This is a genomic window from Streptomyces sp. NPDC107521 (assembly GCF_055598485.1).
The window spans coordinates 1-25238 of record NZ_JBVKAT010000029.1 but is presented as its reverse complement, the minus strand read 5'-3'; the positions used below and the strand labels follow the sequence as shown (position 1 = coordinate 25238).

Below are 25238 nucleotides of genomic sequence, written 5' to 3'. Positions count from 1 at the left end.
GCCCGCCAGGGCCGGCTTCCGGCTCCCGGCTCCCGGCTCCCGGCTCCCGGCTCCCGGCTCCCGGCTCCCGGCTCCCGGCTCCCGGCTCCCGGCTCCCGGCAACGGTGTCGTCCTGCGGCGCCGAAGGTGGCGGCCCGGTCCGGCGGTCACGGCGGGCGCCGTCGGGGACGGACACCGGCGGATGGGGCGTTCTCCGACCGCCGCACGGCGCTGACCTGCGCGGCCCCCCGGCCGCCGGGCCGGGCCGGGGAAGCCGGGCACCGAGCGGGGCAAGGTCAAGAGTTGATTACGGGCGTCCGATCCCTTGCCAGGAGATATTTGATCAAAGATCATCGCTCCCATGACCCACACTTCTCCCCTCCGCCAGGAGGTGCGATCGATCGAGAGCCAGGTCTACGAACTGATCCGGGACCGGATCGTCCGTGCCGAGTACGCCCCCGGTTCGAAGCTGCTCCTCATTCCCCTCTCCGAGGAGCTCCAGGTCAGCACCATGCCGGTGCGTTCGGCGCTGAAACGTCTCAGCGGTGAGGGGCTGGTGGCCTACCGGCCCAACAAGGGCGCGACGGTCGAGCCCCTCGAACTCGACGCGTTCCTCGAACTGCAGGAGATCCGCGTGGCGATCGAGGTGCTCGCGGCCCGGACGTGCGCGCGGCGGGCGGCCCCGTCCGTGATCACGGAGATGCGCGCCGTACTGGAGAAGCTGCGGACCGGCGCTTTAAGCCTGGAGGAGCTGATCGCCCTCGAGTGGCAGGGCTACCTCGTCTGCTACCGGGGATCGGACATGCCCCGACTGGTCGAACTGATCCTCGAACACGGCCGGCTCGTCGAACGCTATTCGCGGGCCGCGATCGGCGAGGTGTTCGACCGGGCCACGAGTGCCGCCGAGTACAGCGGTCTGATCGCCGCCTGCGAGGCCCGCGACGAGGACGCCGCGCAGCGGGCCGTCGAGGCCGGTCTCCGACGCCACATCAGGACCCTCTCCGCCCGACTCCAGAAGAAGGAAGACGAATGAGCGTCGCAGTCATCACCGGAGCCGCGAGCGGTCTCGGCCGCGTGCTGGCCTCCGCGTTCGCCGAGGCCGGCCACCGGGTCGCCGGCATCGACGTCCGCGCCCAGGAGCCGCCCGACGGGGTCACGGCGTGGAAGGCGGACCTGACGGACCCGGCGGCGGTCTCCACCGCGTTCAGCGAGATCCGCGCGGCGCTGGGGGCACCGACGGTCTGTGTGACCGCTGCCGGGATCTATCCCCGCTCGACCCTCGGCGACGCCACCGTCGAGACCTACCGCGCGATCTTCGACGTGAACGTCCTCGGCACGCTCCTCGCCGCCCAGTCGTTCGCCGCCGTGGCGGACCCGTCGGCCCGCAACACGCTCGTCACCGTCTCGTCGGTCGACGGGATCGCGCCCCTCGCCAAGTCCGTCCTCTACAGCGCCTCCAAGGCCGCCGTCATCAACCTGACCGCGGGCATCGCCGGTGAACTCGCCGGCCGCGGCATCCGCGTCGTGGGCATCGCGCCCGGCTACATCGCGACGGACCGGGTGATCGAGCTCAACGGCGGCCGGGACAACCTGCCCGCCGACGCCTCCGACCCCGCCGAGATCGCCCGGGCCTGCGTCGGCCTGACGCGGGACGGCGGCATCCCGTTGCTCACCGGGCAGACCGTGACGCTGCGCCGCAGCGCCCTGGAAGCCCCCTCCCTCGCCGAATCCGAGTGAACCCGCACGCGCACAGCCGTATCCGCCGTACCAAGCACAGACGAACCTGAACGAAGGACTTCCCATGGCTCTCCTCAGAAGTAGAAGGCCCCGCTGGATCCGCGCACTCGCCCTGGGCGCGTGCATGACGGTCGGCGCGCCGCTGCTGGCGGCGTGCGGCAGCGGCTCGGACGGCGGTTCCGGCGGCGGACAGGTGGTCTTCGCCGACTACGGCGGTGTCACCGACGAGGGCTTCAAGGCGGCCTACTTCAAGGACTTCACCAAGGAGACGGGCATCAAGGTCGTGACGGCCAACGCCGACATGGCCCGGTACATCGCGATGGCCAAGGCCGGCAAGTCGCAGTGGGACACGATCGACGCCGACGGCTTCGCCGTGGTGAGCCTGGCCGACCGCGGCCTCGTCCAGAAGCTGCCGCCCAGCGTGCCGCGCAGCGACGCCGTGACCGGGAAGTACCGCGACTACTCGGCCGGCGGGTACACCCAGAGCTTCGTGCTGACGTACCGGAAGTCGGCGTTCAAGACCGCCCCCACCTCCTGGGCCGACGTCTGGGACACGAAGAGGTTCCCCGGCAAGCGCGGCTGGCCGAACTACTACATCGCCACCGCGGAGGCCGCCCTCCTCGCCGACGGCGCCCGGGAGACGGACCTCTACCCGCTCGACCTCGACCGCGCCTTCGGCAAGCTCGACAAGCTCAAGCCGGCGATGACGATCTACGACTCCTACGCCGCCGTCACCCAGGGGCTCCAGGCCGGAAGCGTCGACATGGCGCTGCTGCCCAACGGCCGCGCCGCGGTGCTGGCGAAGGAGGACCCCGACATCGCCCTCATGTGGGAGCAGAACATCTTCTACCCCTGGAGCGGTCTGACGATACCCAAGGGCGCGCCCAACACCGAGGAGACGGCCAAGCTGCTGGCCCTCATGCAGGACCCGAAGCGCCAGGCCGCGTTCGCCGAGAAGACCTACTACGGCCCGACCATGAAGGCGGCCTACGACCTGATCGACCCGGAGGTCGCCGCCGAACTGCCCGGCACGCCGGAGCACGAGGCGCTCGCCGTCACCGTGGACACCGTGGCGCTCGCGGCGCAGACCGACGAGTACATCAAACGCTACTCGGCCTGGGTCGCGAAGTGACCCGTACCGGCATGGACGCCGTGACGACGGCGGCCGGGCCCTCCGCCCGGCCGCCGGCCCCCGCCCCGGTTCCCACCCGCGCCCGGCGCCTCGGCCTCGGCCGGGGAGCCCCGCCGCTGCTCGCCGTCCCCCTCCTGTTCCTGACGGGCTGCCTGGTCGTCCCGCTGTTCTTCGTGCTGAGGACCGCGTTCTCCGACGAGAGCGACGTGACCTTCCTGAGCACCGTCCAGGACCCCCTGTTCCGCGCGGCGCTCCTCAGGACGATCGTCATGGCCGCCGTCGTGACCGTGATCTGCGTCGTCCTCGGCCTGGTCTTCGCCCTGGCCCTGTCGATGACGCGCGGGGCGGTGCGGGCCGTGCTCGGCGCCGGGCTCGCCGCGACCTTCGTCATCTCGCTGATGGTGCGCACCTACGGCTGGATCATCCTGATGCAGCCGAAGGGCCTGCTCGCCGACCTCCTCAACACGCTCCACGTCCTCGACGGGCCGCTGGACCTCCTCCAGACCGCCCCGGCGATGTACCTCGGCATGGTCCATGTGATGCTGCCGTACTCGGTCCTCCTCACCTACTCGGTGATCCAGGGCCTCGACCCCAACCAGCTCAAGGCCGCGCGCGGCATGGGCGCTTCCGGGCTGCTGACCTTCCGCCGCGTGGTCCTGCCCCAGATCATGTCCGGTGTCGCCGCGGGCGCGATCCTCGTCTTCATGATCTCGCTGAGCTTCTACGTGACGCCGGCGTTCCTGGGCGGGCCGACCCAGCTCACCATGGGAACGCTCATCGGCCGCGAGATGGGCGAGATCTTCGACTTCAAGTCCGCGGCGATCATGGGCACCATCCTGCTCGCGGTCGTCGGAGCCCTCTATCTGCTGGCGGAGCGCCTGTTCCGGATCAGCGAGATGTGGGAGAACACATGAGCGCCACCGATCTCGAGAGCAACCTCCGGCGGGGGATGCGCCGTCAGCGGCCGTGGCTGGTCGGTGCCGGTCTGCTGATCACGGTCTACCTGGTCGTCCCGATGGTCATCGTCGTCCCGGCGTCCTTCACCTCCGGCTCGTTCCTCCAGGTACCGCCCGACGGATTCTCCTGGCGCTGGTACCGGGCGGTCTTCGAGGGCGACGACTGGACGCGCGCGTTCGCCTCGTCCGTGCGGGTGTCCGCGACGGCGGCGACCGCGGCCATCGCCGTCGGAACGCTCGCCGCACTCGGCCTGTCGCGGGTCCGGCGCTTCGGCCGCGTCCTGCGGCCGGTGTTCTTCCTGCCGATGGTGCTGCCGTACGTCGTCTTCGCCCTCGGCCTCGGCCAGGTGGCGATCCCGCTCGGCGTGGACGACACCCTCTGGCCGCTGCTGGCCGGCCAGGCGGTCCTGTGCCTGCCCATCGCCTTTCTCACCGTGGCCGGCGGCATGTCGAAGATCGACCCGGCGTACGCACGCGCCGCGTCCAGCATGGGGGCGAGCTGGTGGCGCACCGTGTGGAAGGTCGAACTCCCGCTGCTGCGCCGGAACATCCTCACCGGCTGGCTGCTCGCGTTCGCCTTCGGCTTCGACGAGGTCGTCCTCGCCCTCTTCCTGTCACCGCCCGGCCGGGAGACCCTGCCGGCGAAGTTGTACACGGAGGCGTCCCAGAACGTGTCGCCGCTGCTCGCGTCGGTCAGCGGACTGGTCGTCGCGCTGACCGTCCTCGTCGCCCTCGCGGTGCTGGTCACCCGCAGGGTGAGCGCCGGCAGACCCCGTTCCTGACACAGCACACGCTTCGTCGCGGCGGGCGTTCGGCCGGCGGCGGAGCCCGCGGCCGGCCTGCCCGAGCCGACGGCGCAGAAGGAGAACCACATGAGCCTCGACGTGGAAATCAAGGACCTGTCCCTGTCCATCGGCGGCACCCGCATCCTCACGGACGTGAACCTGCGCGTCCCCCAGGGCAGCTTCGTGACGCTGCTGGGCCCGAGCGGATCGGGCAAGAGCACCACCCTCAACGTCCTGGCCGGCTTCCTGACCCCGGACCGGGGCCAGGTCCTCTTCGGCGGGCAGGACGTCAAGGACCTGCCGCCCGGTGCCCGGCAGCTCGGCATCGTGTTCCAGAACTACGCGATCTTCCCCCACATGACGGTGGGTGAGAACGTGCGGTTCCCGCTCGTCGCACAGCGAATCGCCACCGACCACGACAAGCGCGTGGCGGACATGCTGGAACTGGTGAAGTTGGGCGGATTCGAGAAGCGCAGGGCCTCCACCCTCAGCGGTGGCCAGTTGCAGCGGGTGGCGCTCGCCCGCGCGCTGGCGGCACGGCCGCAGGTCCTGCTGCTGGACGAGCCCCTCTCCGCCCTCGACAAGCAACTGCGCGAGGCCATGCAGAGCGAGCTGAAGGCCATCCAGCGCGAGGTGGGCGTGACCACCATCAGCGTCACGCACGACCAGGCCGAGGCCCTCTCGATGTCGGACCTCGTCGTCGTCATGAACGGCGGCCGGGTCGAACAGGCCGGTACCGCGGAGGAGATGTACTGCCGGCCCGGTACCGAGTTCCTCGCCCGCTTCCTCGGCGAGGTGAACCTCCTGCCGGTGGCGGAGGACGGCTCGTGCCGCCCCCTGGACGTCCGGGCGACGGACGCGACCGGCCGTCTCCTGGTGATCCGCCCCGAGGACTTCAGGATCGGGCGGACCGACGGGCCGGGCTTCGACGCCACCGTCACCGACGTCCAGTTCCAGGGGGGCACACTGCGGCTGGAGGTCTCCGTCCCGGAGTCCCCGCTGCCCCTGGTCGTCCGGTCCTCCTACGCGGGCTACGGCTCGGTCCCGCGGACGGGCGAGAAGGTCCGCCTGTCGCACGACTTCTCCTTCCTCCACTTCGTCGACCCGGCGGCGTGAGCCGGGAATCGTCCGGCGAACCACCGCAGCAGACCCACCACTCGACTTCCGGTCCACCCGCCGGAGAAAGGTCCGCCATGCCCGCGGCACTCATACCGTCCTCGGCCCGTGCCCTTCCCCTGGCCGTCCGGGGGCAGGGGGCACGCATCCACACGGCCGACGGCCGCGACTACATCGACGGGTCCTCCGGACCACTCGCGGCGAACCTGGGCCACGGCCACCCCGCGATGCTCGACGCGCTGCACCGCCAGTCGCACGAGCTGGTGTTCGCGCACCGCGGCCAGTTCCGCAACGCTCCGGCCGAGCGCCTGGCGGTCGAGGTCGCCGCCCGGCTCGGCCCGGGCTTCGGACGGTCCTCGTTCGTCTGCGGCGGCTCCGAGGCCGTCGAACTCGCCATGAAACTGGCCCATATGACCTGGGCGGCCGAAGGGCGGCCGGGCAAGCACCGGTTCGTCTCGGGCGCGGTCAGCTACCACGGCAACACGCTCGGCGCGATGAACCTGAGCGGACAGCCCCGGTATTCGTCGGCGTTCAGGCCCCTGGTGCGCGGTGAGCAGACCATCACCGTGCCCCAGACCTTCCGGCTCGACGTTCCGGACGGGAGCACCGCGGCGCGGCGGGCCGTCGCCCGGCTGCGCGACGAGTTCGCCGCGCTCGACGTCGAGCACACGGCGGCCGTGGTGCTCGAGGGCGTCGGCGGCTCGTCGTCCGGGGTGGTCGTTCCACCGCCCGGGTTCTTCGAGGAGCTGCGGGCGCTGTGCGACGAGCACGACGTGCTGTGGATCTGCGACGAGGTGATGTCCGGCTTCGGCCGCACCGGCAGGTGGTTCGCGTTCCAGCACTCGACCGCCGTCCCCGACATCGTGTGCTTCGCCAAGGGCGTCGCGGGCGGATACGCGCCCCTGGGCGGCGTCACCGTCTCCGACAGGGTCTGGGAACGCGTCAGCGTCGCCTTCCCCTCCGTCGCGGCGGGCCACACCTTCACGAACTTCCCGCTCAACTGCGCCGTGGGTCTCGCCGCGCTGGCCGTCATCGAGGAGGAGGACCTGCTCCGGCGCGTCACCGAACGGGGGGAGCGGCTCGGCCGGCAGCTCACGGCCGTCGCGGAGGGGTCCGGGATCATCGGCGACGTCCGCGGCACCGGCTACATGTGGGGGCTGGAGTTCACCCTCCCCGGCACCACGGAGCCCTTCGACCCCGCCCTGGACGTCACGGCGCGCGCGGTCGCCACGGCGGCGGAGCACGGTCTCCTCGTCTATCCCGCGCGGCTGTGCGCGGGCGACGGGCTCGGTGACGCGCTCATCGTCGCCCCGCCCCTCAACGCGACCGACGACGAACTCGACGACCTGCTGAGCCGCCTCGACGACAGCCTCCGCTCCATTCGCGCATCTCTCGACATCTGACTGGGACCCACTGATGAAGAACACCTCCCCTCGCACCGTCGCGGTCATCGGAGCGGGAGCGGCCGGCCTGGCCGCCACGCGCGAACTGGTCGAGCGCGGGTACGCGGTGACCTGCTTCGACCGGGACGACCGCGTCGGCGGCCACTGGAACCACGACTACGAGGCGCTGCACCTCATCACGCCGAAGTCGACGTCGATGTTCCGCGGCTTCCCCCAGCCGGCCGACTACCCGGCCTACCCCAGCCGCGACCAGATCATCGCCTACATGGAGTCGTTCGCGCGACGGTTCGACCTGCTGCGGCACATCCGGCTCGGGACGGCCGTCGCGGACGTCCGGCCCGTCGGCACCGGCGACGGCCTGAACGGATGGGAGGTCGAGCTGGGCACGGGCGAGACCCTGCCGTTCGACGCCGTCGTCGTGGCCAACGGCCACCTCCACCACCCGTACGTGCCCGAACTGCCGGGCGAGTTCGCGGGAAAGGTCCTGCACTCGGTGGACTACCGCAACACCGGTGACCTGGACGGCGGACGGGTCCTCGTCATCGGCTCCGGAAACTCCGGCTGCGACCTGGCGGTGGACGCCGCGCAGGCCCGCCACGAGGTCAGCATCTCCATCCGGCACGGGTTCGTCTTCATGCCGAAGTCGATCCTGGGCCGCCCGCGCGCCGAACTGCCCACCCAGAAGCTCCCGCCGAAGCTCGCGGCGCTCGTCCTGCGCTATCTGGTCCGGGTCAGCGTCGGCCGCCCCGAGCAGTACGCCGGGCTGCCGAAGCCCCCGTCGCGCGACCTCACCAAGCAGCGCTCGATCGTCAACGACCTCCTCCCCTACTGGATCCAGCACGGCCGGGTGCGGGTCCGCCCGGCCGTGGCCGAGGTGCGGGGCACCACGGTGACCTTCGACGACGGGACGAGCGACGACTTCGACACGATCCTCCTCGCGACCGGGTTCCGCTACGAGGCGTCCTTCCTCTCCGAGAGCGTGATGAGGCGGGAGAAGGACATGCCGCGCCGCTGGGCCTCCGGCACCCTCGTCGACGGGCTCTCCAACCTGTTCCTCGTGGGGCTCATCGCGCCCATGGGCGCGCAATGGCCGGTCTACGACCAGCAGGCCGCGCTGATCGGCGATCTGATCGAACTGCAACGGGCCGCCCCCACCACGCCGATCGTCCGCGAGTTCCAGAAGGGCGACGAGGGCTTCGGCGACCTCGAACTCCAGCGTCCGGCGTGGGACGCCATGCACCGGTCCACGCTCGGCACGGTCGCCCGCGTCCGCCGGGGTCTCCTCGGCGCCACCGCCTGACGCCACCGCACCCGAGCGAACCGACCACCCCCGAGAGAGGACCAGATCATGACCACCGACTTCACCGGCAGGACCGTCGTCGTCACCGGCGGCGCCCGCGGCCAGGGTGCCGCGCACACCACCCTGTTCGCCGAGCGGGGCGCCACCGTCTACGCCCTCGACCTGCTCGACGACCTCGGCGCGGCCCTCCAGGAGGAGCTCACCGGCCGGGGCCTGAAGGTCGTGTACCGCCACCACGACGTGACGTCCGAGGCCGACTGGGACGCGCTCACCGCCCACCTCGACGAGGCGCACGGCGCCCTCGACGTCCTGGTCAACAACGCGGGCATCGTCCACACGGCGGAGATCCCGGAGGAGAACCTCGCACGGTTCGAGCGGGTGCTCTCCGTGAACACCACGGGGGTGTTCCTCGGGATGAACAAGTGCTGGGCCCTGCTGGCCGACGCCCGCGGCGCCATCGTGAACGTCGCCTCCGTCTACGGCCTGCACAGCAATCCCGGCTACGTCGCGTACACGGCGAGCAAGGCGGCCGTCGTCGGGATGACCCGCACCGCCGCGGTCGAGGGCGCGGCGGTCGGCGTCCGCGCGAACTGCGTGTCCCCGGGAACCGTGCAGACGCAGCAACTCGCGGACGAGGGACGGTCCTACGTCCGTGAGGCGACCCCCATGGACCGCGGCGCCGACCCCTCCGAGATCTCCAGCGTGGTCGCGTTCCTCGCGTCACCGGCGGCCTCGTTCGTCACCGGGGTCGAGGTCCCGGTCGACGGGGGCTTCTCGGCGCACTGACCGCCGGGCCCGGGCGTCGCGAACCGCGCGCCCGGGCCCGGACCGGCTGCCTCCGGTGGTTCAGCCAGCGGTGGTGGCCGCCGCGGCCGGGGCCCGGGGCGGGGCGGTGGCCGGATGGAGCAGGCGCTGGGCCAGTTCGCCGAAGGCGAGGCCGAATCCGGTCCAGAAGGTGATCTGGAGGGCGAGCGCCGAGACGCGGAACCGCCAGAGCAGGGCGCCCGGGAACCCCGCCGGCACCTCGTTGACCGAGGGCAGGAAGGCGTACGCCAGCCCGGTCACGACGACGAAGGCGGCGACCCCCGCGACCGTGGCCCACCAGGTGCCCAGGACGGGGGCGAGCCGCCGGCCGAACAGGGTCGCGGCGACGGCGAGGAGCACCGCCAGGACCATCATCAGGAGGTACAGGCCGGTCCGCCGGGCGATGGTGTCGCCGTCGCCGACGGCGGGCGGGTTGGCCGGGTACTTCAGGAACGGGACGACGTAGAGGACGAGCAGGGCGCAGCCGGAGAGCAGCAGCGCCGTGGCCCGGGGCGAGAAGCGGCCGAGCCGGCCCAGCGCGAAGCAGTACACGAGCGCGGCGATGCCGCCGAAGGCGACGCCGTAGAGCAGGATGCCGGTGGCGAGGCCCGCGGTGGACTGCACCGAGCGGGAGACGAGTTCCTCCTCGCCGTGCTCGTGCGCGTGGGCCTCCTCGAAGCCGATCGCGCTGTCGATGTGCGGCTCGCCGAGGAAGTAGGCGACGACGAGGGCGAGCACGCCGGCGGCGAGGCCGGCGAGCATGCCCCGCACCAGGAGGTTTCTGACCGTTGCGGAGTTCATGATGTCTGCTGGTTCCGCCCCGGTCAGTGGCAGGGGAAGCCGAGCAGGTGGCGTGCGTCGTGCACCCACTCGTGGACACCGGTACCGCTGAACACGGAGGTGGCGCCCTGCTCGGCGCCGACGAAGTAGAGCACGATCAGCATGAGGACGCCGAAGAAGACCGCCCAGGGGGCGATGGACTTCACCGGAATCGTGGCGGGAACGACGGGAGTCGTGACGGTCGGCTGAGCGATGTGCTGCGCCATGGCGGGTTCCTCCTCGGGGAGTTCGCGTCCCATCTCAGGGTGTGCATGACGACGGCCACGGGTCTGACTCACGCCTCCCCCGAGGGGGTGGCGCACACAGTGGCGCGACCGTGCCGGTTTCCCACCGGCTTCCGTTGCGCCGTCGTCGGTAACGGGGCGACGATACCCCTTGGCGGGGACATGGCCAATGGGCCCGGCGGCCGGGAGACCGTTCTCACAGCGGAACCCGGCCCGCGCCTCCCCCATCGCGCCCTCGGGTCGGGGAAGTTGACGAACCGGGGCGACTGGCCCTTTCCGGTCGCGTTTCGTACCGGCCGCCGCCGGGCCGCGCCGCCCGCCGGGAGCGCGCGACCGCAGGCCGGGGCGGCGACGGGCGGTGGCGCGGGCCCTGCGGCCGGGCGGCGGAGCGGCGGGTTGTGGCCGTGCCCGGGCCAAAGGGGCGTTGACCGCGCGGAGCCTGCGGGAGTTGGCTTCCGCTGTCCGACTGCCAAAACCGCCCGGCGCCCGGGAGGTGCGCGCCGAGCGAACGGCGCCCCGCGGGACGCCGGCCGGAGCACCGGCGCTTCACGGGAGGGGCGGCCATGAGCCGGAGAACGGATGGACGAACGCACGGGGGAGCGGCACCGCGCGGCCGGAGGGCCCTGTGGCGGTGCTCGGTCCTGTCGGCGGCGCTGCTGACGGGGGCCGCGGCGGCACTGCCCGCGACGGCGGCGCCCGGCGCGGGCCCGGTGCGGGTGAGCACGGGCGCCGGGGGCGCGCCCTCCGACGGCGACTCGTACGCCTACGGGCTGAGCGGGAACGGGCGGTACGCGCTGTTCTCCTCCGATGCCGCCAACCTGGTGCCCGGGGACACCAACGGCGCCACGGACCTCTTCGTCCGCGACCTGCGCACCGGGCGGATCGAACGGGTCGACGTGGGGACGGGCGGGAGGCAGAGCGCCGCCGGGGCGGCCGAGGGGGCGATCAGCGGCAACGGCCGCTACGTCGCCTTCGTCGCGGCCAACGACGGGCTGGTCACCGGTGAGGCGGACGGCGGCACGGACGTCTACGTCCGCGACCTCGCCACCCACCGGACCCGGCGGGTGACCCGTCCGGCCCCGGGTGCGCCGGCCGACCACGAGGGCTCGATGGGCCCGCTGGTGATCAGCCGCGACGGGCGGTACATCGCCTTCCAGTCCAAGCGGCAGGACCTCGATCCGGGACGGACCAGGACCTACCCGGTGCTGAACATCTTCGTCGCCGACCGCACCACCGGGGTGTCACGGGTGGTCAGCATCGGGGCCGACGGCTCGCCGTCCAACGGGCCCTCGGTGGAACCGGGCATCAGCGCGGACGGCCGGAAGGTCACCTTCACCTCCAGGGCCACCAACCTGCTCCCCGACGACGGCTCCGGGACCTCCGGGGAGGACCCCGGCGGGACGGGCGGGTCCGGCACCACCGGGCCCGGCGCCATCGGGACGGCCAGGCACTCCGGCGCGGGAGCGGACGCCCCGGGCGTCCTCAAGCCGCGCGCCTACCCGCTCTACCTGTACGACCTGGACTCGGGCCGGACCAGCGGGGCGAGCGTGAACCCCGACGGCAAGCTGACCGGGGTGGCCCCGGCGAGCAGCTCGGTGGCCCCCGACGGACGGCACGTGGTCTTCATCGGCTGGGAGATCGACCGGAGGGCCGTCACCACCCACCGCTACGTCGCCTACCTGCGCGATCTGCGCACCGGGACGACGACCCAGGTCGGGCGGGGCCTCGGCGGCGCCGACGGCACCGGCGAGGACACCTCCGCCGTGATGAGCGCGGACGGCCGCTGGGTGTACTTCACCTCCGACTCGGACAACCTGGTGCCGGGTGACACCGACGGCCGGCTCGGCGTCTTCCGCCACGCTCCGCGCGGCGGCCGTACGGAGGCGGTCCGCACCCCGTCGGACACGGCGGACGAGTTCCTGCCGCCGCTGGTCGACGCGCACGGCCGGACGCTGCTGTTCACGGAGTACCAGGACACCGCCCCGGACGACGCCAACGGCTTCTCCGACGTGTTCGCCCTGCGCACGCGCCGCCGCTGACGACGGACCGCGCGGCGCGGCCGGGCGCTCCCCGGCGGCGCCGCGCGGAACCGGGTTCAGCCCGCGAGCTGGGTGGTGATGTCGGCGAGGTGGCGTCCCTGGTAGTGGGCCGCGTCGAGGGTGGCCCCGTCGGGGCGCTCGTTGCCGCCGCTGGGCCAGCTCGTGCCGTAGGGGTTGCCGCCGGCCGCGAACAGCAGCGGGTCGGTGTAACCGGGCGGGACGATGATGTTGCCCCAGTGGTAGAAGACGTTGTTCAACGAGAGGATCGTGGACTCCTGCCCGCCGTGCCGGTTGAGCGAGGACGTGAAGCTGGTGGCCGGCTTGTTGTGGAACACTCCCGCCTGCCACAGTCCGCCGGTCTGGTCCATGAACTGCTTGAGCTGGGAGGACACGTTCCCGAAGCGGGTCGGGGTGCCGAAGGCGTAGGCGGAGGCCCACTCCAGGTCCTCCAGGGTCGCCACCGGCACGGCGTTCCTGGTGGCGTCCACATGGGCCCGCCACGCCGGGTTGGCGTCGATCGCCGAGTCGGGGGCGAGTTCCTCCACCCGGCGCAGCCGCACCTCGGCGTTGCGGCTCTCCGCCCCCTTCGCCAGGGCCTCGGCCAGGGCGTGGACGTTCCCGGTGGCGCTGTAGTAGATGACGGCGACGCGGATGCTCATGCGGGGTGCCCTTCCGGACGGAGACGGGACGACAGCCCCACTGTGCGGCCGGGCCCGGCGCCCCGCCCCCGCAGGCGCCGCTGCCTGGTGCGCCCGGGTGACGGGCGCGCCGGGGGCGTCCCTCGGGTCCGCGCGGGGCGGGGCGGTGTGCCGCTGCCCCACCGGGAGGGCCGCGGGGGATTCCTCCCGGTTCGTGCGCCGCCCTCCCGGCGCCTACGCTGGTAAGGGCGGCCGCGCTGCCGTATGCCGTCCGACCGTGCCGTTCCGTACGACCACCTCCGGGAGCGACCATGAGCGGTGAGCCGGAACCGATCAGTGCCGAGGCCCGCCGGGCGGTGCAGCGGGAGCGCGACGAGCTGCGGACGGAGCGCGACGCGGTGGCCGCGACGCTCGGTGACGCGGACGCCCCGGGCGACGAGGCCGACCGGGCCGACGAACTGGAGCGCGCGGACCGGCTGCGGCGGATCGACGACCGGCTCGACGAACTGACCGAGCGGCTGCGCCGGGCCGACACGGCGGGACCGCCGCGCGAGGACGTGATCGCCGTCGGCACGACCGTCCGGGTGCGTTTCGGCGACGGCACCGAGCGGACCCTGTCCATCGGGGAGACCGCGACACCGGAGGACCTGGACGTGGTCACCGCGGACAGCCCGCTGGGCCTGGCGCTGCTCGGGCACCGGGCCGGTGCGCGCGTGGACTACCGGACCCCCGGCGGACCGGACACGGCGACGGTGCTCTCGCTGGGCTGAGCGCGGGGGCTTCCGGGGCCGTCGTCAAGGGGCGGCTGCCGTGGGGCGGATGCCCCGGGCCGTCTACGGGACCTCACCCGGGGCCGTCCTTGGCCCCTCTTCCCCTCCCCCTCGCCCCCTCCCCTCGCCCCAAGGGGGAATTACTGCCGGATTCGTCGCGGTCCCCGCGGGGCGGCGCGGTACGCCGGGCGGCGGCCGAGGGACCCGGCGACGGGCGTCGCGCGTGCCGGGGCCGGTCGGATGCGCGGGCCGGTGCACGGATGGCCGGTACACGGGCAGCCGGTGGCCCGGTGCCCGGGTGGTGGCACCGGACCGGTGGCTCCCCGCGCCGTTCCACGGGGATCCGACCGGCCCGACGGGGGCGACCACCGCGCCCGGCCCCCTGGTCAGCGCCGGGCAGCCGCCACGCCGAGGATCGCCCGCACCTGGGCGATGATGTCCACCCGGTTCCGCACGAACCCGGCGTCGGTGACCGTGCCCGTCGCCGGGTCGGTGTTGCCCGCGCCGAACTCCAGTACCGGGGTGTGCAGATGGCCGCCGCGCAGCCGGGTGAGGCCCAGGCGGTCCCGCAGCAGGGTCGCCCGGTAGGCGATCTCGTTCGACAGGTAGTCCCCGCCGGCGCCCGCCCTGGCCCGCGAGCCGGGCGTCGGCCCGTCCGGGCGCACCGTCGGGGTGTCCGAGCCGGCCGGGATCTCGGTCACCGCGGTGTTGTCGAGGACCGGGAAGCGGCCGGTCCGCGCCGCCGCGATCGCCGCGTACGGGAGCGTCGTGGTCGTCCACTGCGGCTGGGAGGCGGGGTCGCCCACCGGCACGGTCCCGGTGGACGAGAGGTTGTCGTTGTCCGGGAAGCCGCCGCGCCAGGCGCCGTTGGTGCGCTCCACGTCGAAGCGTCCCGGGCGGCCCTGGCTCACCGTGGTGAACAGGTCCACCTCCGGCAGGTGCGGGCGCAGGGCCCGTTCCACCGTGCCGTCGGCGAAGTCCGCCCAGCGGACGGGGAAGACGGCCGTCTCCACCCGGGCCAGGGAGCCGTCGGCGGTGCGCAGCAGGGCGCCGTCCAGGGCGAGGGCGGTGGCGCCGGAGGGGTTGCTGATCCGGATGTCCCGGTCGAGCGTGAACGGGTCGAAGCCGGTCAGCAGGATCCGCTTGACTCCCTTGCCCCGGGGGAAGCGGATCGAGTCCTGGCCCCGGGAGGAGCGCTCCAGCCGGTCCAGCAGCCGCGCGCGTCCCTCGTCGGAGAGGCGGAACCGGGCCTGCCAGGACCGCAGTTCACGGGTGAGGGAGAGCCGCGCCCAGTACAGCGGGCGGTCGTCGTCGCGCGAGAGGTCACCGCGGGCGGGCCCACGGCCCTGGGCGCGGTCGACGGCCCGCTGCCACAGCCGCGCGCCGTGCCGGGCGACGGTCCGCTCGGCCTGCGCGAAGGAGTGCGCCCGGGCGAGTTCGGCGCGCAACTCCTCGTCCACGGAGGCGAATCCGCCGCGCCGCAGGATCTCCTGGGGCTCGGCCCGGTCCAGCCGCGCCTCCTCGACGGTGTCGCGCGGAGCGGGTCCGGGGCTGGCCGCGGCCTGCGGGACGACACCCGCCAGGGCGGCGGCGAGGGCGACGACGAGGGCGCTGCGTATCGATGACACGGAGAGGTCCTTCCCGGTGGGGGGTGTGACGGGCCGTCGGCAGTATTCCGCCCCACGCACCCCTCCCGCTACGGCTTCTCCCGGTCCCGGGGAGGACCGTGCGCTTCCGGGGCGAGGGAGGCGGCACGGCGGGCGGCCGGGAGCCGTACGGGGTGCCCGTCCGGCCCCGGACCGCCCCTTCGGGACGCGTCCCCGACCGGCCTGCCACCGGACGCCGGGCCTGGGCCGCCGACCGCGAACACCACGGGAGCGCCCACGCCGCCGGCGGCGGCGGGACCGGCCGCTTCCGGCCCCCGCTCCGCGCACGAGGGCGCCCGCCGTCCCGGCGTACCGTCCTCACCGACGGCACACCGCCACCGCGGCCGGACGCGGGACGGCGGGGAGACCGGCGCCGGGCCGTGCCGCTCCGCCCGCCGTCAGCGCGCCGGGCGGAGGCGGTCCAGTTCCTCGCCGACGGCCCTGCGCAGCGGGGCGTGCCGGGGGCCGAGGGCGTACCGCTCGTCCGTCCACCGGTCTCGGGGGTAGCACCACACCGGCCCGCTCACCAGGCCGGGCGGCTCCCATCCGAACCGGGGCCACACGTGCGCGTGCAGGAACCCGTCCCTGTTGCCCAGGATCTCCAGGTTGACCCGCAGGAAGGCCGCGTCCAGGCGGCGGGACGCCCGCTCGACGGCCTCCCCGAGGCGGTCCATGTCGGAGAGGAAGGCCAGCCGTCCCGCCCGGGGCAGGTCGGAGAGCCGCTCCACCCCGGGGTCGTCCGTCAGGAGGACCGAGTAGCCCGGGAGGAACTGCACGTCGCCGATCACCGCGAACCCCGCGCCCAAGCGCCGGAGCACCGTGGGGTTCTCGCCTCGCAGGGCGCTTCCGATCCGGTCCGTCCGCCAGTCGTCGACCATGGCGGTCATCCAACCGGACGCGACCAGCGTCCAGTTGGGGGGACATGGGAGCGCGACCGAGTGGCGCTCCCGGTCCGGGAGCGCGCGGCGCCCTGCGCGGAGCGGTCGCCGTCGTGGCGGTGCCGTACCGCACGGTCCCGTGCGGCCGGGTGCCGCCCCGCCCGGGCCCGTCACCGCGGTCCGGCCCGGGACCGTGCCGGTGCGCGTACGGTGCCGGTGCCGCGGCGCCCGGACCCGGCGGCGTAAGGGCACCGGTGCCCGGGACGTCGTACGGCGCGGACGGGGAGCGGGACGGCGGGAGAACCGGATCTCGCCGGCCCCTCCGGACTCGCCGGCCCGTCCGGCCCCTCCGACCGCTCCGGTCCCGTCGCCCTCGTCGATCCCCTCGTCCTCCCCCGCCGTTCCCGGTCCGGCGAGGGAGACCGGGTCACCGCGCGACGGCTCCGGCCGCCGGGACCAGCCGCGGGCCGGTGTCGCGGACCCCCAGCATCGCCACTCCGCCCGCCAGTCCGCAGGCCGCCATGAAGTACCAACTGGCGTGGAAGGCGGCCAGATCGGGGCGGGTGCCGATGAGGGCGGCCACGACGGCCGCACCGAGCGCGAGGCCGATCTGCCGGCACATGGAGACCATGGCCGTGCCGGTGGCGAAGCGTTCGGGCGGCAGCGGCAGCGTCGCCGCTCCGGACAGACAGGGCAGGGCCAGGCCCGAGCCGATGCCGGCGATGATCCCGGCGGGCAGGAAGTCGGCCGCGTAGGCGGGGTCGACCCCGGTGGCCGTCGCCCACAGGAGGCCGCCGCCCGCGAAGAGGAGACTGCCCACGCAGCCGACCAGATGGTTGCCGTACCTGGTGGCCAGCAGCCCGCCCGGGATGGCGCACACCGCCGCCATGAGCGGGCCGGGGGCCATCTCCAGCCCGGCGCGCAGCACCGAGTGCTGCCAGATCCGGGTCAGGAACAGGACCGCCCCGAGGGCCATGGCGCCGAACCCGGCGAAGAACAGCATGGTCGCGACGTTGGCCAGGGCCACGGCGCGGATGCGCAGGATCGCGGGTTCGATCACGGGGGCCGGGTGGCGGACGGCCCGGACGGCGCTGAGCGCGATGCCGGCCAGCCCGGCCGCGCCCAGCCCGAGGACCCGCCCGTCGGTCCAGCCCCAGGTCTCGCCCTGGACGATGGCCGCGACCAGGGCGCCCACGGTGACGGCGAGGACCAGCGCGCCCAGCACGTCGGGCGAGGTGCGGGACTCCTCACGCACCTCGCGCAGGGCCCACGCCCCGACCAGGACCCCGGCGACGCCGACCGGCAGGTTCACCAGGAACACCCACTGCCAGCCCGCGTCGACGAGGAGCCCGCCGACGGGCGGGCCGAGGGCGGCCGCGGCGCCGCCCATCGCCGACCACAGCCCGACCGCGGCGCCCCGCCGCTCCAGCGGGAACAGCGGCAGCAGCAGCCCCAGGGAGCTGGGCAGCATCAGTCCGCCGCCGACGGCCTGAAGGGCCCGCGCGGCGACGAGCCACCCCAGCGAGGGGGCCGCGGCGCACAGCGCCGAGGCCAGGGTGAACAGGGCCAGTCCGGCCAGGAAGGCGCGCTTGCGGCCGGACTGGTCCGCCCAGCGGCCCGCCGGGGCGAGGAGCGCCGCGAAGGTGATCGCGTAGACGCTCAGCACCCAGGACAGGTCGCTGAGGGTCGCCGTGGGGAAGGACCGGGCCAGGTCCGGGAAGGCGATGTTGACGATGAACAGGTCGAGCGAGGAGACGAAGACGCCGGTGAGGACGACCGCGATGCTCCAGCCCCGCCGCGGGACCGTCCCGCTGTCGGGTGGGGTCATGCCCCGGGCCTCCTGTCGGTCATGCGGTCCCTCCCGGCCGGGACCCGCCCGGGCTCAGATGGTCGCAGACGGCCCGCGCCCAGCGGCCGTAGCCGAAGGCGGAGGGGTGGAATCCGTCGCGGGCGAAGAACTCCGGGGTGATCTCCATGATGTCGGTGGAGCCCATGAAGGTGGTCCGGGGCCGTTCCGCGCACACCGTCCGGGAGACCCGGTCGGCGGCCGCCGCCCGCTCGGCGCAGTAGCGCGCCAGGGCGGACGGCAGCGAGGGGAAGTCCGCGAACGGCGGGATGCCCACGACGACCACGGAGGCGGAGCGGTCGGCGAGTTCGTCGAGGATCGCGGCGAGGTCCTCGCCCCACTCCTCGGGGGCCCGCCGGCCCAGCACGTCGTTGGAGCCGGCGAGCAGCACCGCGAGGTCGTAGTCCCGGCCGAGCCGCGGGAGCAGCCGGTGGCGGACCCGGCGGCCGGTCGCCCCGTGCTGGCCGACGACCTCCCAGGTGACGGGGGCGCCGTGCCGTTCGGACAGGGCGCGGGCGAGGCTGCCGGGGAAGCCCTCGTCGTGGGAGTCCACGCCGCAGCCGGCGGCGGTGGACTCCCCGAGGACGGCGATCCGCAGCGGGGTGCCGGGGGTGCCCTCGCCGACGGTGCCGGTCGTGGGCCCCCCGGCCTCGGGCAGCACCTCGGTCCTGGCCCGCACCCAGAGTCCCTGGGCGGCGATCAGGGGCAGCAGCAGGGCGTTCATGCGCCTGCCGTCTGTGCCGCCGGAACGCGGGGGCGCAGTTCCATCCGGGCGAAGTCGGCGGGCACGTTGACGACGATCCGGCTGCGGGCCCGCTCGGGCTCGGGGTCGGCGACGTGCAGGTCGCACTGGCGGAGGACCTCGCTGATGACGGCCTTCATCTCCAGCAGGGCGATCCGGTCGCCGAGGCAGCGGATGCGTCCGCCGCCGAAGGGGATCCAGGAGTACGTGCCGGGCTTGACGCCGATGAACCGCTCGGGCCGGAAGGCGTCCGGGTCCTCGTACAGGTCGGGGTCGCGGTTGAGGAGGAAGGCGCTGGCCCAGAGGTGCTGGCCGGGCTCGTAGCGGACGCCGCCGATCTCGATGGGCTTCTTGACCTCGCGGACGATGATGTTGGGGATGGAGGGCCGCAGCCGCAGCACCTCGTGGACCACGGCGGTGAGGTAGGTGTCCTCGCCCGTGGCCATCTCCTCGCGGATGCGGGCGACGGCCGCCCGGTCCCGGGCCAGGTAGACGAAGGCCCAGGCGATGGCGGCGGCGGTGGTCTCGGTCCCCGCGAGGAAGATGGTGGACAGCTCGTCGCGGATCTCGCTGTCGCTGAGCGGCCTGCCGTCGGGGTGGGTCATCTCCAGCAGCCGGGAGAGCAGGTCGTCGCCGCGGCGGCCGGCGTCGCGGTGCTCGTCGATCGTCTCGTAGACGAGGCGGTCGACCCGCTCGCGCAGCTTGAGGAAGCGCTCCAGGCCCAGCGGCCGGATCGCCCGCAGGACCCGCACCATCCGGGGCGGCATCTTGTGGAGCAGCATCGGGGACGCCGGACCGTTGTTGAACTCCATCATCTCCAGCAGCAGCCGGTGGAGTTCCTTCCAGCGGGACGGGCCCTCGGGTCCGTACACCACCTCGCGGATGACGTTCATCGTGAAGCTGTGGATGTGCGAGTGGAGCTGGACGGAGGTGCCGCGCGGCCAGTCGGCCACGTCGGTCCGGACCGTCTCGGTGATGGCCTCGGCGATCCGCTCCAGGGCACCGCCGTGGTAGCTGGGCATCATGGCCTTGCGGCGGACCTTGTGCTCGTCCTCGTCGAGCCAGGCCAGTCCGGACTGGCCGGTGTACTTCTCGATGGTGGCCGAGCCGTTGCCGGTGTGGAGGACGTCGGCGGGCGCGGTGAACATGGCCTTGACGTCGTCCGGGGTGGTGAGGACGTACACCGGGCGCGGAGGGAGCCGGATGCTGACCTGGAAGCGGGGGCCGTACTCCTTGCGGCAGTTCTCGACGAACGCCTGCGGGTTGGTCCAGTAGTTGTAGAGCTGGGCCACCGCGTGCTTCTTCGACCCCGGGAGCGCGGTCGCGGGGATGGTGGCGGCCGGGGCGGCCGCGCCGTGGTCGACGGGGCAACGGGCCGCCGGGCCCGCCTCGGGGGTGTTCATCGGTGAGTTCTCTCCGCTCGTGTGGTTCGTGTTCACGTGTGCTGCTCCGGGTTGGCGTGGTGCGGCCGGGTCTGGCTCCGGCCGGGTCGGATACGGGTACGGGATCCGGGCGGGGGCCGCTTCCGGGGGTCGGGGATCACGTCCGCAGCCACCTCCGGGTGGCCGCGGCGGTCTCGGCCGCCTCCGCCTCGATGAGGCCGAAGTGGTCGGCGGCGAGCTTGACCTCGGTGTCCGCGACGTCCCAGGACGGCCAGGTGTCCGCGGTCAGCGGCACATCGGCGCGGATCAGCAGGCTCGGGGCGGCGACCGGTGCGGGGGTGTGGCCGGCGAGCAGACCCATGTAGGCGCCCATCGTGAGCCATTCGGCGTCGGTGACGGCCCCGGCCCCGGTGTCCCGGGCGAGGATCTGGGCCATCACCGCGCTGAAGACCCCGTTGGTCTCCTGCTCGGACTCCGGCATCGGCGTGTCGATCAGGACCAGTCCGGCCGGGGTGGTCCCGGCGGCCTCGAACCGGGCGGCCACGGAATGCGCCAGGACGCCGCCGGTGGAGTAGCCGACCAGGACGAAGGGCGCGTCGCCGACCGTCCGGGCGATCGACTCCGTGAGCACCTCGACGGCCGCGTCCCAGGAGCCGGGGGCCGGTTCGGCGTCCCGGTAGCCGGGCAGCGAGCAGGCGAACACGTCCCGCTCCCCGTCGAACCCGTCGGCGAACCGCATGAACTGGTGCGGGCTCGACCCGACCACGAAGGACGGCACGCAGACGATCTTCGTCCGGGCGTCGCCCGAGGCCAGCCGCGCCACGTGTCCGGCCCCGCCCAGTTCGGCGGCCGAGCCGAACACGGGCCGGAACCGGGCCGCGCCGGTCAGCAGCGGCACCGCCTCCGCGATGGCGCCGGAGGTGTGCGCGTGCCGCAGCAGCGCCCCGAGTGTTCCGCTGTCGGGGCCGCTCTCCACCGGGGCCGGGGCCGCCGCGGCCAGGTCACCGGCCTGGTCGAGGAGGAGACGGGCGATGGCGCGCGGCGTCGGGTGGTCGAAGACCAGCGTGGTGGCCAGCCGCAGGCCGGTGGCCTGGGTGAGCCGGTTGCGGAGTTCGACGGCGCCGAGCGAGTCGATGCCCAGCTCGCGGAAGTCCCGCTCCGGGTCGACGGCGGAGCCCGAGGCGTGCCCGAGGACGGCGGCGACCTGGGTCAGGACGACGTCCAGGACCACCTGCTCCCGCTCCTCCTCGGGCACCCCCGCGAGCCGCCGCACCAGGGAGCCCGCGCCGGCGGGGTCGGTCCCCCGGCTCCGGGCGCGCACCAGGCCGCGGAACAGCGCCGGGAGCATCCCCGTCCGCGCCTGCGCCCTCAGCACGCCCAGGTCCAGGAGGACCGGCGCCAGCAGGGCCTCCTCCGACCGCCGCGCCCGGTCGAACAGGTCCAGGCCCAGTCCGGTCGGCAGCGGGCCGACGCCCATCCGGGCGAGGCGGGCGATCTCGGCCTCGCCGAGTTCACCGGCCATGCCGCCCGCCGTCGCCCACAGGCCCCACGCCAGCGAGGTCGCCGGAAGCCCGGCCGCCCGCCGCCGCGCGGCCAGCGCGTCCAGGAACGCGTTCGCCGCGGCGTAGTTGCCCTGGCCCGCGCTGCCGAACAGCGAGGCGACGGAGGAGAAGAGGACGAAGGCGGAGAGCTCGCTGTCGGCGGTCAGCTCGTGCAGATGCAGGGCCGCGTCCAGCTTGGGCCGCATCACCCGGTCCAGCTGCTCCGGGGTCAACGACTCGATGACACCGTCGTCCAGCACACCGGCCGCGTGCACGACCGCCGTCAACGGAGCCTCCACCGAGGCGATCACGGCGGCGAGCTGCGCACGGTCGGCGACGTCGCACGCCTCCACCCGCACCCGCGCACCCAGTTCCTCCAGCCCCGCCACCAGCCCGGCCGCACCGTCGGCGGCGGCACCGCGACGGCTGAGCAGCAGCAGGTTCCGGGCACCGTACTCCCGCACGAAGTGCTCCGCGAACGCGGCGCCCAGACCACCCGTGCCACCGGTGATCAGGACGGTGCCGTCCGGGTCCGGCTGGGCCGGGACCGTGAGGACGACCTTGCCGACGTTGCGGCCCTCCCGCAGGAACCGGAACGCGTCCGCACCCCGGCGCACGTCCCAGGTACGGACGGGCGAGTGGGTCAGCGCGCCCCGGGCGAAGAGGGCGACGAGGTCCCGCAGCATCTCCTGGATCCGGTCGGGACCGGCCTCCAGGAGGTCGAAGGAGACGTACCGGACGCCCGCGCGGGCCCCGGCGACGGCTTCCGCGTCGCGGATGTCGGCCTTGCCCATCTCCAGGAACCGGCCGCCGCGCGGCAGCAGGTCCAGCGAGGTGTCGATGAACTCGCCCGCGAGCGCGTTCAGGACGACGTCCACACCCTCACCGCCGGTGACCTCCAGGAACCGCTCCCGGAAGCCCAGGTCGCGGGAGGAGGCGATCCGGTCCTCCGCGACCCCGAGGTCACGGACGGTCCCCCACTTCGGCTCGCTGGCCGTCGCGAGGACCTCGGCACCGAGGTGCCGGGCGATCTGCACGGCGGCCATGCCGACACCGCCGGCGGCGGCGTGCACCAGCAGCCGCTCCCCCGAACGGAGTCCGCCCAGGTCCGTCAGCGCGTAGTACGCGGTCAGGAACACCAGCGGCATCGCCGCGCCCCGGGTGAACGACCAGCCCTCCGGCATGGGGACGATCATCCGGTGGTCGGTGATGCCGACCGGGCCGAACGGGTCCATCAGCAGACCCATCACACGGTCCCCGGGCACCAGCCCGGTCACCTCGGAACCGACCTCCAGCACCACACCGGCGGCCTCGCTGCCCAGCGGCGCCTCGCCCGGATACGTCCCCAACGCGATCAGCACGTCACGGAAGTTCAGGCCCGCGGCCCGGATACCCACCCGGACCTCGGTGGCCCCGAGGGGCCGTTCGCTGTCGGAGGGCAGCAGGGCGAGACCGTCGAGCGAACCGCGCTCCCGGATGCCGAGCCGCCAGGCCCGGCCCTCCGGCAACTCCTCCGCCCGCGCCAGCCTCGGCACCAGCACCTCACCCGAACGCACCGCGAACTGCGGCTCGTCCGAGACCAGCAACCCCGCCCAGTCCGGACCGACCGCACCCGCCACCCCATCGGCGCCCGAGCCGGGCTCCGAGCGCACAGCGGCATCCACGGCCCGCTCCGTGCCGAGATCGACCAGAGTGAACCGACCCGGATTCTCCGACTGCGCGGTACGCACCAGACCCCACACCGGAGCCTGCACCAGATCCGGCGCCTCGTCACCGACGGCAACACCGTTCCGCGTCACCACCACCAGCCGCGAACCCGACAACGACCCACTCGCCAGCCAGCGCCGCAGCAGCTCCAGCGTCTCCGCCGTCACCGCACGCGCGGTCACGGCCTCGCCGGCGGAAGTGTCCGGCGTCCCGACCGAGACGGCCACGGTCCCGGGCGCGGTCGCACCCTCCGCCACCGCCCGCTCCAGCGCCGCCAGATCCGCGAAACGCTCACCCGGCACCGGACAGTCCCCCAGGACCGCCACGGCCGCCGGCACACCCGCGTCGTCGGCCCCGGCCTCCTCGGTCACCGGGGTCCAGTCCAGCCGGAACAGGGCGTCCCGGCCGGTGGCTCCGGCCCCCGCGAGCTGGGCGGGGTCCACCGGGCGCACCGAGAGCGCGTCGACGGCGACCACGGTCAGCCCGTGCTCGTCCACCACGTGGACGCCCAGCGCGGAGCCCTCGCCCCGGCTGATCCGTGCCCGCACCCGGGTGCCCGTGCCGTGGCCGAGGCGCACTCCGGACCAGGAGAAGGGCAGATCCACGCCGGAGGCGAGGTCCTTCTCCACCAGGCCGCCGTGCAGCACCGCGTCGAAGAGCGCCGGGTGGACACCGAAGCCCTCGCCCCCGGTGCCCTCGGGCAGCGCCACCTCCGCGTACACGTCCTCACCCGAGCGCCAGGCGGCGCGCAGGCCCTGGAACACGGGACCGTACTCGTACCCGCCGTCGGCGAGCCTCGGGTACAGCCCGTCCAGCCCGACGGGCACCGCCCGCGCGGGCGGCCAGACCGCGGGGAACTCCCCGGCGGGGGCCACCGCGGCCGTCAGCCGGCCCCGGGCGTGACGCACCGCGGCCTCCTCCTCGGCCTCGCGGCGCGAGTACACCACGACCTCGCGGCAGCCGTCCTCGGCGGGGGCACCGACGGTCACCTGTATCTGGCGGGCCTCCCCCTCCGCGAGGATCAACGGCGCTTCGAGCACCAGCTCCTCCACGGCCGGGGTGTCGGCCGTCCTGCCCGCGGCCAGGGCCAGTTCGACCAGCGCGGTGCCCGGTACGACCACGGTGCCGAACACGGCGTGGTCCTTGACCCAGGGCGCGGTGTCCCGGGACAGCCGCCCGGTGAACACCCACTCGTCCCGGTCGCCGACCGCGACGGCCGCGCCGAGCACCGGGTGCTCGATCCGCCCCAGCCCGGCGGCCGCCGGGTCACCCGAACCCGAACCAGGTGCGATCCAGTAGCGCTCACGCTGGAAGGCATAGGTCGGCAGGTCGACGCGCCGCACACCGGTACCGGCGTAGAACGCAGCCCAGTCGACCGGAACACCGGCCGTGTGCGCCTGCCCCAGGAAGGCCGCGAAGGCCTCGGGCTCGGGAGTACGGGCCCGCAGCGTCGGGACGAAGACCGCCCGGTCCTCGTCGAGGATCTGCCGGGCCATCGCCGTCAGCACGGCATCCGGGCCCACCTCGACGAACCGGGTCACGCCTTCGGCGGCGAGAGTCGTGATGCCGTCCGCGAAACGCACCGCCTCACGGACATGGTTCACCCAGTAGGAAGGATCGGTCAGCTCGTCGGAGACCAGGCCGCCGGTCAGGTTGGACACCACCGCGATCCGAGGCCGCTCGAAGGCCAGCCCCTCGGCCACGGCCCGGAACTCGTCGAGCATCGGCTCCATCAACGGCGAATGGAACGCATGACTCACCCGCAGACGCGTC

Annotated in this window: 20 protein-coding genes; 11 read left to right on the top strand and 9 right to left on the bottom strand. The window is 73.8% G+C overall.

What is annotated here, in order from left to right:
• Window positions 1–340: 340 nt before the first annotated feature.
• The 9 genes from ACZ7LB_RS29835 to ACZ7LB_RS29795 all read left to right on the top strand — a co-directional run bounded on the left by ACZ7LB_RS29835 (window position 341) and on the right by ACZ7LB_RS29795 (window position 9194).
• Window positions 341–1012 (top strand): GntR family transcriptional regulator, encoded by a 672-nt coding sequence (locus tag ACZ7LB_RS29835; RefSeq protein ID WP_471472475.1) that lies wholly within the window; start codon window positions 341–343, stop codon window positions 1010–1012.
• Window positions 1009–1716 carry an SDR family NAD(P)-dependent oxidoreductase gene (locus tag ACZ7LB_RS29830; protein WP_471472473.1) on the top strand — a complete coding sequence of 236 codons (708 nt, stop codon included), beginning with the start codon at window positions 1009–1011 and terminating at the stop codon, window positions 1714–1716. Before ACZ7LB_RS29835 ends, ACZ7LB_RS29830 begins: the two co-directional genes overlap by 4 nt.
• A gap of 64 nt (window positions 1717–1780) precedes the next feature.
• Window positions 1781–2848 (top strand): ABC transporter substrate-binding protein, encoded by a 1068-nt coding sequence (locus tag ACZ7LB_RS29825; protein ID WP_471472471.1) that lies wholly within the window; start codon window positions 1781–1783, stop codon window positions 2846–2848.
• An 11-nt stretch (window positions 2849–2859) separates the two neighbouring features.
• Window positions 2860–3762 (top strand): ABC transporter permease, encoded by a 903-nt coding sequence (locus tag ACZ7LB_RS29820; protein WP_471472469.1) that lies wholly within the window; start codon window positions 2860–2862, stop codon window positions 3760–3762.
• The gene (locus tag ACZ7LB_RS29815) at window positions 3759–4586 is read left to right on the top strand and encodes an ABC transporter permease (protein WP_471472467.1); all 828 of its coding nucleotides are present in this window, start codon (window positions 3759–3761) and stop codon (window positions 4584–4586) included. The genes ACZ7LB_RS29820 and ACZ7LB_RS29815 overlap by 4 nt, the downstream gene beginning before the upstream one ends.
• A 90-nt stretch (window positions 4587–4676) precedes the next feature.
• Window positions 4677–5705: an ABC transporter ATP-binding protein gene (locus ACZ7LB_RS29810; protein WP_471472465.1), complete on the top strand. Its 1029-nt coding sequence runs from the start codon at window positions 4677–4679 to the stop codon at window positions 5703–5705.
• 77 nt (window positions 5706–5782) lie between these two features.
• Window positions 5783–7108: an aminotransferase family protein gene (locus tag ACZ7LB_RS29805; RefSeq protein WP_471472463.1), complete on the top strand. Its 1326-nt coding sequence runs from the start codon at window positions 5783–5785 to the stop codon at window positions 7106–7108.
• A gap of 13 nt (window positions 7109–7121) precedes the next feature.
• Complete coding sequence (locus ACZ7LB_RS29800) at window positions 7122–8408, top strand: flavin-containing monooxygenase (protein WP_471472461.1); 1287 nt, start codon at window positions 7122–7124, stop codon at window positions 8406–8408.
• Between the two features lie 48 nt (window positions 8409–8456).
• Window positions 8457–9194: an SDR family NAD(P)-dependent oxidoreductase gene (locus ACZ7LB_RS29795; protein WP_471472459.1), complete on the top strand. Its 738-nt coding sequence runs from the start codon at window positions 8457–8459 to the stop codon at window positions 9192–9194.
• Between the two features lie 60 nt (window positions 9195–9254).
• Here ACZ7LB_RS29795 and ACZ7LB_RS29790 read toward each other — a convergent pair whose 3' ends face one another.
• Both ACZ7LB_RS29790 and ACZ7LB_RS29785 read right to left on the bottom strand, forming a co-directional pair.
• Window positions 9255–10013: a CbtA family protein gene (locus tag ACZ7LB_RS29790; protein WP_471472457.1), complete on the bottom strand. Its 759-nt coding sequence runs from the start codon at window positions 10011–10013 to the stop codon at window positions 9255–9257.
• Between the two features lie 23 nt (window positions 10014–10036).
• Window positions 10037–10258, bottom strand: a complete 222-nt coding sequence (locus ACZ7LB_RS29785) for a CbtB domain-containing protein (RefSeq protein WP_471472455.1) — start codon at window positions 10256–10258, stop codon at window positions 10037–10039.
• Between the two features lie 581 nt (window positions 10259–10839).
• On the opposite strand from ACZ7LB_RS29785, the gene ACZ7LB_RS29780 reads away from it, so the two are divergent.
• On the top strand, window positions 10840–12315 hold the full coding sequence (locus tag ACZ7LB_RS29780; protein WP_471472453.1) for a TolB family protein: 1476 nt from the start codon (window positions 10840–10842) through the stop codon (window positions 12313–12315).
• A gap of 56 nt (window positions 12316–12371) precedes the next feature.
• On the opposite strand, the gene wrbA is transcribed toward ACZ7LB_RS29780, so the two are convergent.
• Entirely contained in the window at window positions 12372–12974 is a 603-nt protein-coding gene (gene wrbA / locus ACZ7LB_RS29775) for an NAD(P)H:quinone oxidoreductase (protein ID WP_471472451.1), read from the bottom strand.
• Between the two features lie 290 nt (window positions 12975–13264).
• Between wrbA and ACZ7LB_RS29770 the strand changes: the two genes are divergently transcribed.
• Window positions 13265–13723 (top strand): GreA/GreB family elongation factor, encoded by a 459-nt coding sequence (locus tag ACZ7LB_RS29770; RefSeq protein ID WP_471472449.1) that lies wholly within the window; start codon window positions 13265–13267, stop codon window positions 13721–13723.
• Window positions 13724–14109: 386 nt separating this feature from the next.
• Here ACZ7LB_RS29770 and ACZ7LB_RS29765 read toward each other — a convergent pair whose 3' ends face one another.
• From ACZ7LB_RS29765 to ACZ7LB_RS29740, 6 genes are all read right to left on the bottom strand, one after another.
• Window positions 14110–15351, bottom strand: coding sequence for a pyroglutamyl-peptidase I (locus ACZ7LB_RS29765; protein WP_471472447.1), 1242 nt, complete (start codon window positions 15349–15351; stop codon window positions 14110–14112).
• A 416-nt stretch (window positions 15352–15767) separates the two neighbouring features.
• Window positions 15768–16247 carry a diadenosine tetraphosphate hydrolase gene (locus tag ACZ7LB_RS29760; RefSeq protein ID WP_471472562.1) on the bottom strand — a complete coding sequence of 160 codons (480 nt, stop codon included), beginning with the start codon at window positions 16245–16247 and terminating at the stop codon, window positions 15768–15770.
• A gap of 427 nt (window positions 16248–16674) precedes the next feature.
• The gene (locus tag ACZ7LB_RS29755; RefSeq protein WP_471472445.1) at window positions 16675–18075 is read right to left on the bottom strand and encodes an MFS transporter; all 1401 of its coding nucleotides are present in this window, start codon (window positions 18073–18075) and stop codon (window positions 16675–16677) included.
• A gap of 19 nt (window positions 18076–18094) precedes the next feature.
• Entirely contained in the window at window positions 18095–18817 is a 723-nt protein-coding gene (locus tag ACZ7LB_RS29750; protein ID WP_471472443.1) for an SGNH/GDSL hydrolase family protein, read from the bottom strand.
• Window positions 18814–20238, bottom strand: a complete 1425-nt coding sequence (locus ACZ7LB_RS29745; RefSeq protein WP_471472441.1) for a cytochrome P450 — start codon at window positions 20236–20238, stop codon at window positions 18814–18816. Before ACZ7LB_RS29745 ends, ACZ7LB_RS29750 begins: the two co-directional genes overlap by 4 nt.
• Before the next feature lie 136 nt (window positions 20239–20374).
• Window positions 20375–25225, bottom strand: coding sequence for an SDR family NAD(P)-dependent oxidoreductase (locus ACZ7LB_RS29740; protein WP_471472439.1), 4851 nt, complete (start codon window positions 25223–25225; stop codon window positions 20375–20377).
• Window positions 25226–25238 lie beyond the last annotated feature (13 nt).

What these genes read in the sequence shown, in the direction of transcription:
- ACZ7LB_RS29835 (WP_471472475.1), top strand. Translation starts at nt 341, where the DNA reads ATGACCCACACTTCTCCCCTCCGCCAGGAGGTGCGATCGATCGAGAGC.
- ACZ7LB_RS29830 (WP_471472473.1), top strand. Translation starts at nt 1,009, where the DNA reads ATGAGCGTCGCAGTCATCACCGGAGCCGCGAGCGGTCTCGGCCGCGTG.
- ACZ7LB_RS29825 (WP_471472471.1), top strand. Translation starts at nt 1,781, where the DNA reads ATGGCTCTCCTCAGAAGTAGAAGGCCCCGCTGGATCCGCGCACTCGCC.
- ACZ7LB_RS29820 (WP_471472469.1), top strand. Translation starts at nt 2,860, where the DNA reads ATGGACGCCGTGACGACGGCGGCCGGGCCCTCCGCCCGGCCGCCGGCC.
- ACZ7LB_RS29815 (WP_471472467.1), top strand. Translation starts at nt 3,759, where the DNA reads ATGAGCGCCACCGATCTCGAGAGCAACCTCCGGCGGGGGATGCGCCGT.
- ACZ7LB_RS29810 (WP_471472465.1), top strand. Translation starts at nt 4,677, where the DNA reads ATGAGCCTCGACGTGGAAATCAAGGACCTGTCCCTGTCCATCGGCGGC.
- ACZ7LB_RS29805 (WP_471472463.1), top strand. Translation starts at nt 5,783, where the DNA reads ATGCCCGCGGCACTCATACCGTCCTCGGCCCGTGCCCTTCCCCTGGCC.
- ACZ7LB_RS29800 (WP_471472461.1), top strand. Translation starts at nt 7,122, where the DNA reads ATGAAGAACACCTCCCCTCGCACCGTCGCGGTCATCGGAGCGGGAGCG.
- ACZ7LB_RS29795 (WP_471472459.1), top strand. Translation starts at nt 8,457, where the DNA reads ATGACCACCGACTTCACCGGCAGGACCGTCGTCGTCACCGGCGGCGCC.
- ACZ7LB_RS29790 (WP_471472457.1), bottom strand. Translation starts at nt 10,013, where the DNA reads ATGAACTCCGCAACGGTCAGAAACCTCCTGGTGCGGGGCATGCTCGCC.
- ACZ7LB_RS29785 (WP_471472455.1), bottom strand. Translation starts at nt 10,258, where the DNA reads ATGGCGCAGCACATCGCTCAGCCGACCGTCACGACTCCCGTCGTTCCC.
- ACZ7LB_RS29780 (WP_471472453.1), top strand. Translation starts at nt 10,840, where the DNA reads ATGAGCCGGAGAACGGATGGACGAACGCACGGGGGAGCGGCACCGCGC.
- wrbA (WP_471472451.1), bottom strand. Translation starts at nt 12,974, where the DNA reads ATGAGCATCCGCGTCGCCGTCATCTACTACAGCGCCACCGGGAACGTC.
- ACZ7LB_RS29770 (WP_471472449.1), top strand. Translation starts at nt 13,265, where the DNA reads ATGAGCGGTGAGCCGGAACCGATCAGTGCCGAGGCCCGCCGGGCGGTG.
- ACZ7LB_RS29760 (WP_471472562.1), bottom strand. Translation starts at nt 16,247, where the DNA reads ATGGTCGACGACTGGCGGACGGACCGGATCGGAAGCGCCCTGCGAGGC.
- ACZ7LB_RS29755 (WP_471472445.1), bottom strand. Translation starts at nt 18,075, where the DNA reads ATGACCCCACCCGACAGCGGGACGGTCCCGCGGCGGGGCTGGAGCATC.
- ACZ7LB_RS29750 (WP_471472443.1), bottom strand. Translation starts at nt 18,817, where the DNA reads ATGAACGCCCTGCTGCTGCCCCTGATCGCCGCCCAGGGACTCTGGGTG.
- ACZ7LB_RS29745 (WP_471472441.1), bottom strand. Translation starts at nt 20,238, where the DNA reads ATGAACACCCCCGAGGCGGGCCCGGCGGCCCGTTGCCCCGTCGACCAC.